Here is a 14,735-nt window from a genome sequence, read left to right as displayed (position 1 = left end):
ACGCGCTCTACTATGAAGGAATGCTAGTAACTCCCTGCTGTCCATTTATTAAGGCGGCAGATGGTTTCTCTGCTCCATCAACTTTAGTACTAGGCTTTAGTAATTCATATGTAGCACAACCAACTACCAGTGCTGCTGCTGTAACTGCAACCACTGCTATAACGATAGGTATCAACTGAGCTGTAATTGTTCCAGTTGTAAAAAGTGCCACTGCTATAGCAGTGCCTAATAATGTAGTTACTCCACCAGCAATCATTGCCTTATTACGTGCTTTCACAAAAGCTGCATCTGATAGAGCTTTTACTACGCTTTCACTCTTAGCATAACCTTCAGCATACTTTTCTTCAGCACACTTTTTAGTATGTTTCTCAGCATAATCTAAATAAGTCATTCCATCTTTATCTACTGCTTTAACATTTGCTCCTGCTTTGATCAAAGCATTTACTATATCTACGCGACCATTCTTAGCAGCATGATGTAAAGGAGTCCTTTTATCTTTATCCACTGCGTTAACATTTGCTCTTTCTTTGATTAAAACCTCTACTGTGTCTACGTGGCCATTACTAGCAGCATGATGTAAAGGAGTCCTTTTATCTTTATCCACTGCGCTAACATTTGCTCCTTCTTTGATTAAAGCCTCTACTGTGTCTACGTGGCCATTACTAGCAGCACACTGCAAAGCAGTCCACCCACTTATATCTTTCTCATTAACATCTGCTCCTGCTTTGATTAAAGTATTTACTATATTTGCGTGATTATTTAAAGCAGCACAATACAAAGCAGTACTACCATTGCAATTTTTCGCATCAATATTATCTGCTTTATTTTTGATTAAAACCTCTACTATCTCTTTGTGACCATTCTCAGCAGCATTATGCAAAGCAGTCATTTCATATTGATCTACTGAATCAACTTTTGCTCCTTCTTTGAGTAAAACCTCTACTGTGTCTACGCAACCATTCAAAGCAGCATGATGTAAAGGAGTCCTTTTACATTGATCCACTGCGTTAACATTTGCTCCTGCTTTAATTAAAGCCTCTACTGTCTTTTTGTAACCATTCTGAGTGTAACCATTCTGAGTGTAAACATTCTGAGTGTAAACATTCTGAGCAGCTATTATTAATAATGGAAGCTTTGAGTACTCTATCCCTGAAATATTTAAGCTAAATCCATGATTTACACCAAATTCATCTTCCTCCCACTCTTCATATAGATCTTGATCCTGTTCCTCTAGTTCTGTTTTTATTTTATCAATTATATTATCTTTATTTAAATCTTTCTTAGCCTCAATCGTCCTCAGTACTGTTTTCAGTGATTCATATTCTCCTGTCATGATTTTACCTTCAATATTAAAAGAGTTATTTAATTATTACATAATTATGATAAAAAGTCAATTAAAACAAGCTAATAACCGGGATTGTGAATAGTAAATTAGATTCAAATAGCCTCTTTGTGTTATTTCAGTGTTAGACCTTTTCATATCCCTACGAGCAAATTAATGTTATCCTTTTATTGCTAATCTAAAGTTTTTTATGTTCATACACTTGCGTGTTCATAGCGTTTATTCTCTGCTTGAGAGTTCGGTTAAAATTGAGGAGCTGATTGGTCTTTGTTTGCAGAACAAAATGCCGGCAGTTGCAGTTACTGACTCAGGTAACTTATTTGGCTCACTTGAATTTGCAGAATATGCAGCAAGTAGGGGAATACAGCTAATAATAGGATGCAATATTATCGTTCGACACTTAGAACAAAATTTATCAATACTCCTACTTGCAAAAAATGAACAAGGGTACACTAATTTAGTCACCTTGGTGAGTGAGTCTTTTAAAAAGCGCAAGAATAACAGCGATATTCCTTACGTTGATTTTGATGAGCTATTAAATTTAAGTTCAGGCCTAATCGCCTTAACTGGTGGATATGACGGCATATTGGCTCAACTGTTATTGAAGCAAGATAAAGAAACGATAAAAAGACTGCTCTCAGCATTCGATGGTCATTTATATGTTGAATTGCAGCGTCATGGGCTAAATAAAGAGCTAGAGCTTGAAGAAGCTTTAATAGATTTTGCTTATCAGCGCAATATACCACTAGTTGCAACGAATGATGTGTTTTTTTCAAATAGATCTGATTATGAAGCTTATGATATATTAACGTGCATATCGGAGGGCAGTTATGCCCTGGAGAATAACAGAAAGAAGTTAACTACCGAGCATTACTTCAAATCTGTGGCAGAAATGGAGGAACTGTTCAGCGACATTCCCGAAGCAATTTATAACACTTTAGTGATAGCTAAGCGGTGCTCTTACATGCCAAGAAGCAGGCAGCCTATCTTGCCTAAATTTCCTTGTCGAGAAAATAAAACTGAGAATGAAGAACTGAGGGAGCAGGCAGTTGCAGGATTAGAATTCCGCATTGCAAATGAAACGGACATAGACCTTAAACAATACTACGATCGGCTGAATTACGAACTAAGCGTAATAACTTCGATGAACTACGCTGGCTACTTTTTGATAGTTTCTGATTTCATTCGTTGGAGCAAAGCAAATGGCATTCCAGTTGGACCGGGAAGAGGTTCTGGTGCTGGATCGATTGTTGCTTGGAGCTTACAAATTACAGATCTTGATCCAATAAAGTTTGGTCTGATCTTTGAAAGATTTTTAAATCCTGATCGTGTATCGATGCCTGACTTTGATATCGATTTCTGCCAAGAGAAAAGGGACCTGGTTATTGATTATGTTCAGAAAAAGTACGGTTATGTTGCTCAAATAATCACTTTTGGAAAATTGCAAGCAAGGGCAGTATTGCGTGATGTTGGTAGAGTATTGCAAATGCCTTACTCTCAAGTGGATAAAATATCTAAAATGGTTCCATTTAATCCAGTAAATCCTGTAACTTTATCGCAAGCGATAGAGCTTGATCAAAACCTACAGAAAGAACGAGATAGTGATGAGGTAATTGCAAAGCTTCTTGATATATCACTAAAGCTCGAAGGAATATATCGTCACGTTTCAACTCATGCTGCTGGAATTGTAATATGCGATCAAAAATTAGAAAATTTTATTCCCGTCTATTATGATCCAAACTCGGCTCTGCCAATCACTCAATACAGCATGAAATATGTAGAGAAAGCTGGGTTAATAAAATTTGATTTTCTTGGACTTGGTACGCTAACACTAATAGATCATGTATGTCGTTTAATTAATCGTGATGAAAAAAAATTTGATATTTCCTCGGTTTCTTTGATTGATCAAAGAACCTATGAAATGCTCTCAAGAGGTGATTCAATCGGAGTGTTTCAGCTTGAAAGTTCGGGAATGAGAGAAGCTTTAATCAAACTAAAGCCAGACTGCATTGAAGATATCATCGCTTTAATTTCTCTTTATCGCCCAGGGCCTATGGATAACATTCCAACTTATGTTGCAAGAAAGCATGGACTTGAAAAGCCAGATTACATTCATCCATTGCTTGAGGAGGTGTTAAAAGAAACATTCGGAGTAATAATCTACCAAGAACAGGTAATGGAAATAGCGCGTATTCTCTCTGGATATAGCTTAGCAGAGGCGGATTTACTCAGACGTGCCATGGGTAAGAAAATTAAGGCAGAGATGGATAAACAACGTGAACTTTTTGTTCAAGGAGCAACAAAAAACGGTGTTGATTACGACAGGGCAAGTTATATTTTTGATCTTGTTGCAAAATTTGCTGGTTATGGATTTAATAAATCCCACGCTGCAGCATATGCGATTATATCTTACCAAACAGCTTACCTTAAGGCTAACTACCCGCTAGAATTTTTTACGGCCTTGATGAATCTCAACATTGATGATAGAGACAAACTGAATTTGTTTTATCATGCTGCAAAATTCAGTGGAGTTGCTGTTCTTTCACCTGATATCAGCAAATCTAAGGCTGAATTTTCAATAGAGGGTGAGCACATACGCTACGGAATTGCTGCTTTGCGTAATGTTGGTTTTGCTATAGCAGAAGGAATAGTAAATGCACCTTATAAGGACATATGGGAATTTATTCAAAATTCTGGTCATATGATAAATAAGAGGGCGCTAGAAAGTTTAATTAAATCTGGAACATTCGATAGTGTGCACAAAAATAGAAAGCAGTTATACGAGTCAATAGACACATTGATTTACTTTGCAAATAAAAATAGGCAGTCAAATCAAGCTGCTTTATTTGGTAATCTTGATATTCTGAAGCCAAAACTTGAGAACGTGGAAGATTTTAATGAAGAGGAAAAATTAGAGCATGAGTTATTTTCATTGGGATTTTACTTAACTAATCATCCACTTGAAAAGTTTAGAACTCTCTTGAAAAAATTAAATATTGGGTTTATCGGAGAGAGTAAAACGATAAAAACTGCTGGTGTAATATTAAATGTGCGTATGAGAACCTCAGAACGTGGAAGATTTGTTATCCTAACACTTTCTGATCCCCACAATGTTTCTGAAATAGCATTCTACAATAATGAAATAATAGAAGAAAAAAGGAATCTATTTTCACCTGGAGCATTTGTGATAATTGATCTTGAAATTTCAGAAAACACAACGAGACTATCAGGAAAGGACATATCTGAATTTACAGAAAAGGTTACTTCTCTAATGAAAGGATTAGTTTTAACTGCTGTATGTGCAGACTCGCAAAAAGTTGCTGAGGAGTTGAATTCAGTGTTGAAAAATGGAGGCAAAACCAAAATAATGCTAAAGTTTCTTCTCGAAAAACATAAAGTCAGCATCTTGTTGCCAGGTACATATTCAATCACCCCCCAAGCTATTTATGAAATATCTCACTTAAGTTGGATTGAAGGCGTAGAAATTAATACAAATAACTTGCTTATATAAAAAAGTTTTATATAATAAAGTGTTTAATTGATATTAAAGGAAGATATAGTGAATCTCTATGAATTTACTTTTATAGCACAACCGAACTTATTGCAGCAAGAAGTAGAAGAAATGGTCCAAGAATTGGCTATTTTGTTGAAAAATATTAAAGCAGATGTTATTTCTCAGGAGGTTAAAGGTCTCATAGAAAGAGAACATAGCACAGTTACAAAACAAGAGCTAGAGGCAAGTACTGAAAGCATTAAAAAAAGTCTGATTGTTTACTCTGATTTTTTGGAAACTCTGACAAAAATTTTATGGGTTGAATTGGAAGAAGATTTCTCAAATTTAAAAGAAATAAAGTCAAGAATCGATAAAGAATTGAAAAATGAACTAAGTGATACGGGAATAAAACAAAATTTTATGGACCTTCCAGGAGCTAACACTAAAAGTGCATTTATCTATAATGTAGTAAATGCTTTTAAGGAAAATATTTCACAACATCTAATAAAGCCCCTTCAAGAGGTTTTAAAAAGTTTTAAAATAGTAGACTCAAATCAATTGAGTAAAACGCTGGAAGTGCTTTTGAAAAATATTGAAGCTTCAGGATTGATAAAATATGAATATTGGGGTCTATTGGATTTTGCATACCCAATAAATAAGATGAAAAGTGGTCATTACTGTATGATGTGTATAAGTTTTACTTCAAGCATTATGGATGAATTTGAGCGTAGAGTAAAACTGAATGAGAATATTATTCGCCACTTGTCTGTACGGGTTAATGAGTTTTTTAAAGGTAAATCTTACATGCTGGATAAACAAATTGAGGAGAAAAGTGCATAATGATGAAAAGACGAAATAGTTTTAATAATTCTTACGTGTCTGTAAATAACAGAACTGGCTTTAGGCGTCCTAAGGTCTGTCCTCTTACTGCATCTAAAGATGAGGACATAGACTATAAGAATATAGATTTATTGTCCAAATTCACCTCTGACTATGGTAGAATATTACCTAGAAGGTTAACAGGTGTGTGCGCAAGAAAACAAAGAAAGTTGCGCTTAGCAATTATAAGAGCACGCTTTTTAGCTCTTGCTCCTTACTGTACTAAAAAAGTTAGGTAATTTATGTTAATAATTTTAAAGGAAAATATAACAACTTTAGGTAAGCTTGGTGAAGTTGTCAAAGTTAAGCCAGGTTATGCACGTAATTTTCTTTTTCCACAAAAAAAGGCGATGAAAGCCACTAAGGAAAATTTAATAAAGTTAGAGGAACAGCGTTTATTATTGGAAGAAGAAAATATCAAAAAATTAAATGCAGCAAAAGTGCTTGCATCATCACTGCATGATAAATTTATTATATTAATAAAGCAAGCTTCAGAGGATGGAAAGATTTTTGGCTCTGTAACCACACGTGAAATTGCAAAAACTTTATTACAAGAAGGATATAATATAAGTCATCATAGTTTATCTTTTGGTGGAATAAGTATCAAAAATTTGGGCGAGTATCAAGTAAATATAGAATTACATAGTAAAGTGATAGTTCCAATTACTATATACGTTGTAAGATCTGAAAAAGATGCACATGAATTGAGGCAAGTAAAGTTGCAAAATCAGAAATCTGAGCAACAGGAAGATACAAATAACGAATAGCAGTGAATAAAATATTTCAACTACTCTTGTCATTCCAGTGCCTTTTTTTTCTGTCGTCCCAGTGTTACACACTGGGGTCTAGTATGTTCAAAGATAAGACAGGGATCATCTAATGATCCCACGCTATAGCCGCAAAGAAATGTCTTCCATCTGGGAAGAAAAAAATAAGTTTAATATATGGCTCAAAATAGAAAAATTAGCGTGTGAAGCTCAAGCAGAGTTAGGAGTGATTCCAAATAGTGTTGCTCAGAAGCTCTCTGATGTTATTGAATTTGATATTGAACGTATTAACGAAATTGAATCCATTGTAAAACATGATGTTATAGCTTTTTTAACATATGTTGCTGAAGAAGCGGGAGTTGATGTTCGTTATCTTCATTATGGAATGACAAGTTCTGACGTTTTAGATACATGCCTTGCGGTTCAGTTAAAGGAATCATGTGATATTTTGCTCGAAAATTTAAAAAATATACTTGCAGCACTGAAAAAAAAGGCTGAGGACTATAAAAATATTGTTTGTGTTGGGCGCAGTCATGGAATGCATGCAGAATCAACAACTCTTGGATTAAAATTTGCTAGATTTTATGCTGAATTTAAACGCAATTATCAGAGATTAATTAGCGCGAAAACAGAGATCTCGATTTGTAAAATATCAGGTGCAGTAGGTAATTTTTCAAATGTTGATCCGTTTGTTGAAGAGTATGTAGCGAAAGAAATGGGACTTATACCTGAAACCATATCGTCTCAAGTCATTCCTCGTGATAGACACGCAATATTCTTTTCAGTTTTAGGAGTGATTGCAAGTTCAATAGAGAATATTGCCGTTGAAATACGTCACTTGCAAAGAACTGAAGTTGGAGAAATTTCTGAGTATTTTTCCACTGGTCAGAAGGGAAGTTCTGCTATGCCGCATAAGTGTAATCCTATTTTAAGTGAGAATTTGACTGGGCTCTCACGCTTAATACGCAGCTATGTTTTTCCTGCATTAGAAAATGTTGCATTATGGCACGAACGAGATATATCGCACTCGTCTGTGGAAAGATGCATTGCTCCTGATGCTTGTATAGCAATGGATTTTGCTTTAGTACGATTAACAGATTTGATAGATAAATTGGTGATCAATAAGGAAAACATTGAAAAGAACTTAAATTCTTCAAAAGGCTTGGTTTTTTCACAACGAGTATTACTCGAGTTGGTAAATAGTGGTTTGGCGAGGGAAGAGGCGTATAAAATTGTTCAGAGCAATGCAATGAAAGTGAAACAAAACAATAGTGATTTTCTGGCCGAACTGAAACAAGATAAATCCTTACTTGAAGTTATTAACTCTAAAAAACTTGAATCTTTGTTTGATTTGAAGTATTATACGAAACATGTAGATCATATATATAGCAAGGTTTTTAATGAGGCTGAGTAGCTCAGTGGTAGAGCAGGAGGATCATAATCTCTTGGTCGGGGGTTCAAATCCCTCCTCAGCCACTCAAGCTAAGCTATGGTTTGGCGATAGCAGCGCATTTGACAAAATAACGTGATTCATTGTCAATTAACTGAAGTTTTTTTTCAGTTATTCATATAGTATATGGAATAATGTATGTGAAGTGATAAAGATACAACATTTGTTGTATCTATTCAGGGGAATGGCTAATGGTATCCGTTCAAGAAAGTGGTAAGGTAGATGAGAAAAGACAACTAAATGAATTTCATCCGAGTAGCTGATACTGGCATCTATATAAAGACAATCTAATGCACTCATTTAAAGTGAAGTTTTCTGGATCCCAGTGTCTAGGCACTGGGATGACAAGAAAAGAGTTGACTTGAATGACACCGAATAGGTATTGGGACAGAGGCTACTTGAATAATATTTTACCATGTCATTCCAGCACTTGATGCTGGAATCCAGAAGTTTTTTGAGCACAAAAGTCATGCTAAGTTTTTGTTGTTAAGAAAGGCTGGATAGCTACTTGCATGACATCATTTGTTACTGTGTTTTTGTCTATCTTATTTTGCTACCCTACTGAACGAATACACAAAATCTAACTTTTTTCTATACAACCAGCCAGGTCAAGAAAGGTGAATCTATCTCTTGTTGCAAATGTAAGATTGACTACCTTGCAATATTGCTCTTTGTTCCAATTAAGATGCTCCGGTAAGTACGGAATTGATAGATCTTCAAATACTTTCTGCAGGTGTTTTGCAGATAGTAAATTTTGCTTAATTAAACTAGAAATATTACTCCATTCTTTGCAAATAATCTCTTGAATTTTTTGCTGCATCATTTGCTTCTGCTTTAGAATTTTTATAAATTCGGTATTACCAAAGCACTGAGTTATATGTTTTACATCTAAAGTGATCGGTTTGGTAATCGGGTTTCGTATTGACAATATCTCCTCTTGCAAGTTAGCCATGGTAATCGTTGTCACAGCAATTTTTTCCCCATGTAACGAGGAGGAATAATCCTGTGTTACCATCTCAATTGCATGAGCTATCATATGTTCTCCTTGACTTGCAGAGTAACTGCCTTTTGACATCACCATTCCGAGTCCTGAAATCAATAAGGCTTCCATAAGTAATAAAACTACTCTTTTATCTTTTTTAGCAAGTGCCAAGTGTTCTCTGAGCAAAATTTCCTCCAGATTGCGAACAAGTTTAAAGGGGAGTTCATTATATTCTGTGCCAAGTAATAGATGAGATAATAGCCAATCGGCTTGTACTGTTGAACGGCAGATGAAATCTGCAAATCCACTTAATGTGAGGCGTAGTGGTGCGTTGGCAATTATATCGGTATCAATGTATATTGCCTTTGGAAGATGTGCTCCGAACGATTTTTTATATCCATCAACTAATATTGAAGCGTTTGCAGAGCTATATCCATTCATGGAAGCAGCTGTTGGAAAGGATATGTAGTCTTTGCCTTCTAAATAGCTTGCGTACTTACAGATATCATTAACAGTGCCACTGCCAAATGCAACCATTAAGTCACTATCTTTTGCTTTATTTCTAACTAGGTTTACAGCTTGGAGAGAAGCAGCTCTGTTCAGTCTATTTGGTGTCATCCAAGTAGCGTGACACTGCGATCCATCATAGTCACGCGCTGGAATGACAGGTGTGGCTGGAATAATTAAATGAGAAACTTTATTAAGTATGTTTTTGTTTAAAAGTTTTGCTGTATTTTCATCTGCAATCAGAAAAATGTCATTTCCATATTGTCTACATATTTCATAGATATTATCAGCAACTTCCCTAATAAGAACTTGTTCTGTGTGCTGTAATATTTGTTTTAAATATCGCATAGAATGTTTACAATACGGTAATGTTAGTATTTCAAGATTGGTATGAAGATTGACCCTGTAGAACTAACTAAGAAATTAATTTCTTTTAAAAGTATAACACCAAAAGACGATGGGGCAATAGAGCATATAGCAGCCATTCTCAAGAAAAGTGGTTTTGAATGTGAGATTTTAGAGTTTGGTGATAAAGTTAAAAATCTTTATGCGAAATATATAAATGGAGTACCAAACTTGTGTTTTGCTGGACATGTTGATGTTGTACCACCAGGTGAGTTAAAAGATTGGATATCTGATCCATTTAAGCCAGAAATTAGAGATGGAATGCTATATGGAAGAGGAGCAGCTGATATGAAAAGTGGAATAGCCGCATTTATTGCTGCTATCGTAGATTCAGTTGCAGGTAAGTTTCGATTCAGCGGTTCAATCAGTGCATTGATTACCAGCGCTGAAGAAAGCACGGAAGAACATGGAACAAAGGCCGTTTTGGAATGGATGAAAAGCAAGCAAAAAAAGATAGATTTTTGTATAGTTGGAGAACCAACGAGTAGTGAGAAATTAGGTGATACCATAAAAATAGGTAGAAGAGGTTCTGCAACATTTAAATTGATTTGCCATGGAAAACAAGGGCACGTTGCCTATCCAGAACTAGCGGATAATCCAATATATAAAATGATATCGATACTAAGTAAGATAAAAGATACCACTTTTGATACTGGTAACAAATATTTTCAGCCTTCACATTGCGAAATTACTACTATCGACGTTGGAAATAATACTAATAATCTAATACCTAGCTCAATAGCAGCAGGTTTCAATATTCGATATAACAATACACAAACACCAGACGTTTTATATAAGATGATTGATGAAATATGCTCTAGTGTAACTAACGATTATAAACTTTCTATGCAAAGCAGCAGAAACGTTTTTCTCTCTACTCCTGATAGAAATACTGATATTATGCTTGATGCGATAAATAAAATTACCGGCATTGATGCTGTGCTGAGTACAAATGGTGGCACATCTGATGCTGCGTTTATTAAGGATATTTGTCCAGTAATTGAATTTGGTATGATCAACAAAACCGCACATCAGGTAAATGAATGCGTATCAATAGACGATATACATAAATTAACAGCTATATATAAGGAGTTTATAAAAAATTATTTTTACCCCACTAATAAAATATTAAACCAGATCAATGTAATTGGTAATACGCCTGATGGTCCATTATTAGCTTGAGGTGCAGTTGCATAGAGAAGAAAACTTACTAGACACATTTTACCAGCCCCTTATTATAATATTAAGGGTATTTTTGACTCAAAACTTGTCTTTGATCTGTGCGAGCTCAATAACAAAAATTCAGTAGAAAGCTTATTGGCGAAAATTATCTGTTCAGCAGAGTGACAAAATAAGATAGACAAAAAGGGTATAAGAACAAATATAGTATTTTCTAAAATGAATGATAAATTTCCATTATGGTATTACCAACCAAAAGTTGTAAGTCTGTACATTTATACATTAGAGGTCTGAGGCGGCTTTTGATGGTATGCCAACAGTGTTCTATGGGATTCAAATCTGGTGAATATGTTGGAAGATACAGCACATGACAGCCAAAAGACTCTATTAATGATTTTGTTTTAGTGGTCTTATGAAATGTAGCATTATCCATAACTATGGTTGTGCCAAGTGGCAATTTAGGTAATAACATCTTCTCCAACCATATATTGAATACCTCTTTGTCACACCCACCTTTGAAAGTCATTGGTGCAATAAATCTCATTCCAATCCACCCGGCTACTATACTGATTCTCTCTCGAGTTCTCCCTGGAATATCTGCATAAATTTTCTTTCCTCTTGGAGCACGTCCATATTCTCGGTATAACTTATTATCAACTCCTGCTTCATCTATATATAAGATGCTGGAATGGTCTATTTTTGAGATTTTATCAATAAATTGCTGCCTATCTTCTTGATTGCGCTCTTGATATAGTGTGACTTTTTTTTAAAGTAATTTTTAGCTGTTTTAGTCTATACCAAATTGAATTTATTCCAAATCCAAGATTTTGTTTCATCTCTGCCAGAGTATGATCTGGATTCTTTGTAACATATTCTTCGAGTATTTTTGGGTCTATTTTTCGAATAAAGCTACCGTTTTTAGATGGCTTTAGGCTTTCACCAGCAGCTTTCTTTTTTAACCAGCGGTACAGAGTTGCTATTCCTATCTCCATGAGCTCTGCTATCTCAACCTTTGTCTTCCCTTTTTCTATCATCAATACTGCCTTTTCCCTTAAATCCACACTATATGCCATTATAACTCAAATACTTCATTATACCTTTATCATTTACTTTAGGAAATACTATAGTGTCATGCAACACTGGTTTTTGTACACAAAACGTTGTAAAGCGCTTTTGTCAACCTGGATCCCAGCTCGGATAACAAGAAAAGAAGCACTGGTTTCACATAGATCTGAATAGATATAATTTCTTAAACATTTATAGCTCATATAAAACCCGGTCTGACTGTCATAAAGGCTACTCATTGCAGCAGACAACTTTCGCACTACTTCAAATTCTAATTTTCAACTTAAAGAGGTACATAATGTCAAATAACTTCAATTTCAAAGAATTTTTTTACCATCACGAAGCAAATAGCACTTTAGATGATATACAAAGGTACTTCATACTGTGGCAATCAGTGATATCACAGGCAATGATTGATGCAGCAAGTAACTGTAAAAAAACAGAAAGCTTGGTAGAGAAACGTAAAGCAATTTCCTGGCTATCAGACTTCAGTCAAGATTTTGTTGAAACATGTATACTGGCTGATTGCGATCCGTTATACGTAAAAAACAAAATACAGCCAATTCTAAAAAAGATAAAGCCCTTTTAATGAGGTTTACCCCTCTCACCAAGAAAAATATCATTTAATCTTTTTTCTATAGCTTCATCTATATCTTGGATTAATAGCTGCTTTATCATATTCACTTTCCGTTCTGCCTCTTGAAGATTATTGTTACCGTAACTGTTCTTATTACTATAACCATAACTACTGCCATTTGGTTTATTACTCATTTTTCTTCTTGTGCTGAGTATCTGAACTATCTTCTCCTTGAAAAAAGACTTCCAGCCTGTGCCAGAAAATAATTTGTAGAGAAAATGCGGAGTAAGAAACGCTACTAATATTCTAATAGAAACTCCATAACCCAAATCATCTCTATTTTCATAATACCATTTTAAATATTGATACAAATGGTAAAATGCATTTTTGAAAGAGCTAAACTCTACAGTATACCAAAAACCATTGGTGAGAAACATGAGCATAATGCTCGATGTATAAAGATACAAAGTGAAAAGAAATAGCTTGACAACTATATCTTTCAAACTGCCCAGTATGTAATTAAATAACCTTAATTTATAAAAAAGTGATATCATTTCACGCACACTTCAATAAAGCTGGGGTGGAAGGATTCGAACCTTCGCGTGGCGGTATCAAAAACCGCTGCCTTACCACTTGGCTACACCCCAATATTGTTTATATCAATAACATTATTAACCCAATTAGTAAAAGATTTATTCGCTTTTCCTATGGGTATTATCACAACAGCTGGTTGATCATAAGAATGCATTGCCTCGATTTTTTCTACAATCTTATCAGCCTGATCATTCCTACTTTTCATAATTGCCACTACTTCACAATTACTATTAATTTTACCTTCCCATAAATACAGAGAATTTACTTCAGGAAATATATTTACACACACAATTAACTTCTCGTTTAACAATTCTTCAGAAATAGCCTTAGCCTCTTTCAAGTTTGAAAAAGTTATATAGACCAAAACTAAATTGCTCATTAACCGCTACATAAATGCATTTTTACTATACTCTACTTAGATTTATTCATCAAGAAAAAATAGGAGAGACCTCTTCAGTGCTTGACACACAGAAATTGAAGATGTCATTTAGTAGCTCTCCCCTTGTCATCCCAGTAGTTCTCCTCTTGTCATCCCAGTGCGTGACACTGGGATGACAGGAAAAAAAGGCATTCTGATGACACTATTTTTTGTACTTTTGCATTCAATATTCGTACAATTATGTGTCAAGCAGTGGAATGACATTATCTACTATGCAAGATGTGAATTATAATAAGAAATGGAAAATATGAACATAACTATACATTCACAAGAAGATTTTGACTTTATGCGTAAAGCTGGCAGGCTTGCAGCTGAAACCCTTGATTTTATTGCACCATACGTCAAAGTAGGCGTAACAACTAATGAATTAAATGATCTATGTCATGATTTTATAATCAATGCAGGTGCAATTCCAGCACCACTGAATTATAAGGGATATCCGAAATCAATTTGTACTTCGAAAAATGCTGTTGTATGTCATGGTATTCCTGATGATAAACCTCTTAAAGATGGAGATATTTTAAATATTGACGTTACAGTGATTTTAAATGGCTGGTATGGTGATACAAGTCGCATGTTTTGGACCGGTAAACCCTCAATAAAAGCAAAGCGTTTGTGTAATGCTGCCTACAATGCGCTAATGGAAGCGATAAAACAAGTTAAGCCCGGCAATAAGTTAAATGAAATAGGATTTGCTATAGAAAAATATATTGAAGATTTTGGATATTCTATCGTACGCAATTATTGTGGACATGGCATAGGAAAGGTTTTTCATGCTCCACCAAATGTTGTACATTTTTATGATGAAGGTGAGGATCTTATCTTAAAAGAAGGCATGTTTTTTACGGTAGAACCAATGATCAATGCTGGAAAACATGAAACTCTGCTCAGCAAGCTAGATGGCTGGACAGTGACAACACGTGATCTTTCACTTTCTGCACAGTTTGAGCATACGCTTGGAGTCACAAAAGATGGAGTTGAAATATTTACACTATCACCTAAAAATTGGCATTTTCCACCTTATGATTAGATTTTTTAAACACTTGGTTTTTGAAA

The 14,735-nt window shown here is 34.9% G+C and carries 14 protein-coding genes and 2 tRNA genes; 9 read left to right on the top strand and 7 right to left on the bottom strand.

Going from position 1 to position 14,735, the window contains the following annotated elements; all coding sequences use genetic code 11:
• Positions 1-10: 10 nt before the first annotated feature.
• A complete protein-coding gene (locus tag AAGD65_RS00915) occupies positions 11-1,333 on the bottom strand; it encodes an ankyrin repeat domain-containing protein (protein ID WP_264682935.1) in 1,323 nt (440 codons plus the stop codon).
• Between the two features lie 199 nt (positions 1,334-1,532).
• On the opposite strand from AAGD65_RS00915, the gene dnaE reads away from it, so the two are divergent.
• The 6 genes from dnaE (at position 1,533) to AAGD65_RS00885 (ending at position 7,957) form a co-directional block, all read left to right on the top strand.
• Positions 1,533-4,853, top strand: a complete 3,321-nt coding sequence (gene dnaE / locus AAGD65_RS00910; protein WP_341810944.1) for a DNA polymerase III subunit alpha — start codon at positions 1,533-1,535, stop codon at positions 4,851-4,853.
• A 48-nt stretch (positions 4,854-4,901) separates the two neighbouring features.
• A complete protein-coding gene (gene rpsF / locus AAGD65_RS00905) occupies positions 4,902-5,675 on the top strand; it encodes a 30S ribosomal protein S6 (protein ID WP_029237619.1) in 774 nt (257 codons plus the stop codon).
• The gene (rpsR, locus tag AAGD65_RS00900; RefSeq protein ID WP_010402759.1) at positions 5,675-5,953 is read left to right on the top strand and encodes a 30S ribosomal protein S18; all 279 of its coding nucleotides are present in this window, start codon (positions 5,675-5,677) and stop codon (positions 5,951-5,953) included. Before rpsF ends, rpsR begins: the two co-directional genes overlap by 1 nt.
• Positions 5,954-5,956: 3 nt before the next feature.
• The gene (gene rplI, locus AAGD65_RS00895) at positions 5,957-6,481 is read left to right on the top strand and encodes a 50S ribosomal protein L9 (RefSeq protein ID WP_264682932.1); all 525 of its coding nucleotides are present in this window, start codon (positions 5,957-5,959) and stop codon (positions 6,479-6,481) included.
• 112 nt (positions 6,482-6,593) lie between these two features.
• Positions 6,594-7,895, top strand: a complete 1,302-nt coding sequence (gene purB, locus AAGD65_RS00890) for an adenylosuccinate lyase (protein ID WP_264682931.1) — start codon at positions 6,594-6,596, stop codon at positions 7,893-7,895.
• A tRNA-Met gene (locus AAGD65_RS00885) sits at positions 7,886-7,957 on the top strand. The genes purB and AAGD65_RS00885 overlap by 10 nt, the downstream gene beginning before the upstream one ends.
• A 554-nt stretch (positions 7,958-8,511) precedes the next feature.
• On the opposite strand, the gene AAGD65_RS00880 is transcribed toward AAGD65_RS00885, so the two are convergent.
• Positions 8,512-9,768 (bottom strand): iron-containing alcohol dehydrogenase, encoded by a 1,257-nt coding sequence (locus tag AAGD65_RS00880; protein WP_007302109.1) that lies wholly within the window; start codon positions 9,766-9,768, stop codon positions 8,512-8,514.
• A 42-nt stretch (positions 9,769-9,810) separates the two neighbouring features.
• On the opposite strand from AAGD65_RS00880, the gene dapE reads away from it, so the two are divergent.
• Complete coding sequence (gene dapE, locus AAGD65_RS00875; RefSeq protein WP_264682930.1) at positions 9,811-11,007, top strand: succinyl-diaminopimelate desuccinylase; 1,197 nt, start codon at positions 9,811-9,813, stop codon at positions 11,005-11,007.
• Positions 11,008-11,218: 211 nt separating this feature from the next.
• On the opposite strand, the gene AAGD65_RS00870 is transcribed toward dapE, so the two are convergent.
• Complete coding sequence (locus AAGD65_RS00870; RefSeq protein WP_252154099.1) at positions 11,219-11,701, bottom strand: IS630 family transposase; 483 nt, start codon at positions 11,699-11,701, stop codon at positions 11,219-11,221.
• A 28-nt stretch (positions 11,702-11,729) separates the two neighbouring features.
• Positions 11,730-12,077: a transposase gene (locus tag AAGD65_RS00865; protein ID WP_264336399.1), complete on the bottom strand. Its 348-nt coding sequence runs from the start codon at positions 12,075-12,077 to the stop codon at positions 11,730-11,732.
• A 290-nt stretch (positions 12,078-12,367) separates the two neighbouring features.
• Between AAGD65_RS00865 and AAGD65_RS00860 the strand changes: the two genes are divergently transcribed.
• The gene (locus AAGD65_RS00860) at positions 12,368-12,658 is read left to right on the top strand and encodes a hypothetical protein (RefSeq protein ID WP_264682929.1); all 291 of its coding nucleotides are present in this window, start codon (positions 12,368-12,370) and stop codon (positions 12,656-12,658) included.
• On the opposite strand, the gene AAGD65_RS00855 is transcribed toward AAGD65_RS00860, so the two are convergent.
• The 3 genes from AAGD65_RS00855 to cutA form a co-directional block, all read right to left on the bottom strand.
• Positions 12,655-13,200, bottom strand: a complete 546-nt coding sequence (locus AAGD65_RS00855) for a hypothetical protein (protein ID WP_010402291.1) — start codon at positions 13,198-13,200, stop codon at positions 12,655-12,657. The two genes, AAGD65_RS00860 and AAGD65_RS00855, sit on opposite strands and share 4 nt — an antisense overlap.
• A gap of 21 nt (positions 13,201-13,221) precedes the next feature.
• Positions 13,222-13,293: transfer RNA gene (locus AAGD65_RS00850), tRNA-Gln, on the bottom strand.
• Positions 13,284-13,619 (bottom strand): divalent-cation tolerance protein CutA, encoded by a 336-nt coding sequence (cutA, locus tag AAGD65_RS00845; protein WP_264682928.1) that lies wholly within the window; start codon positions 13,617-13,619, stop codon positions 13,284-13,286. Before cutA ends, AAGD65_RS00850 begins: the two co-directional genes overlap by 10 nt.
• A 307-nt stretch (positions 13,620-13,926) precedes the next feature.
• Between cutA and map the strand changes: the two genes are divergently transcribed.
• A complete protein-coding gene (gene map, locus AAGD65_RS00840; RefSeq protein WP_010403864.1) occupies positions 13,927-14,709 on the top strand; it encodes a type I methionyl aminopeptidase in 783 nt (260 codons plus the stop codon).
• Positions 14,710-14,735: the final 26 nt, after the last annotated feature.

It is taken from the genome of Wolbachia endosymbiont (group B) of Chesias legatella (assembly GCF_964026945.1).
Taxonomy (GTDB): Bacteria; Pseudomonadota; Alphaproteobacteria; order Rickettsiales; family Anaplasmataceae; genus Wolbachia.
Note: the sequence above shows the minus strand (reverse complement) of the source record. Positions and strands in the feature narration are given on the sequence as shown.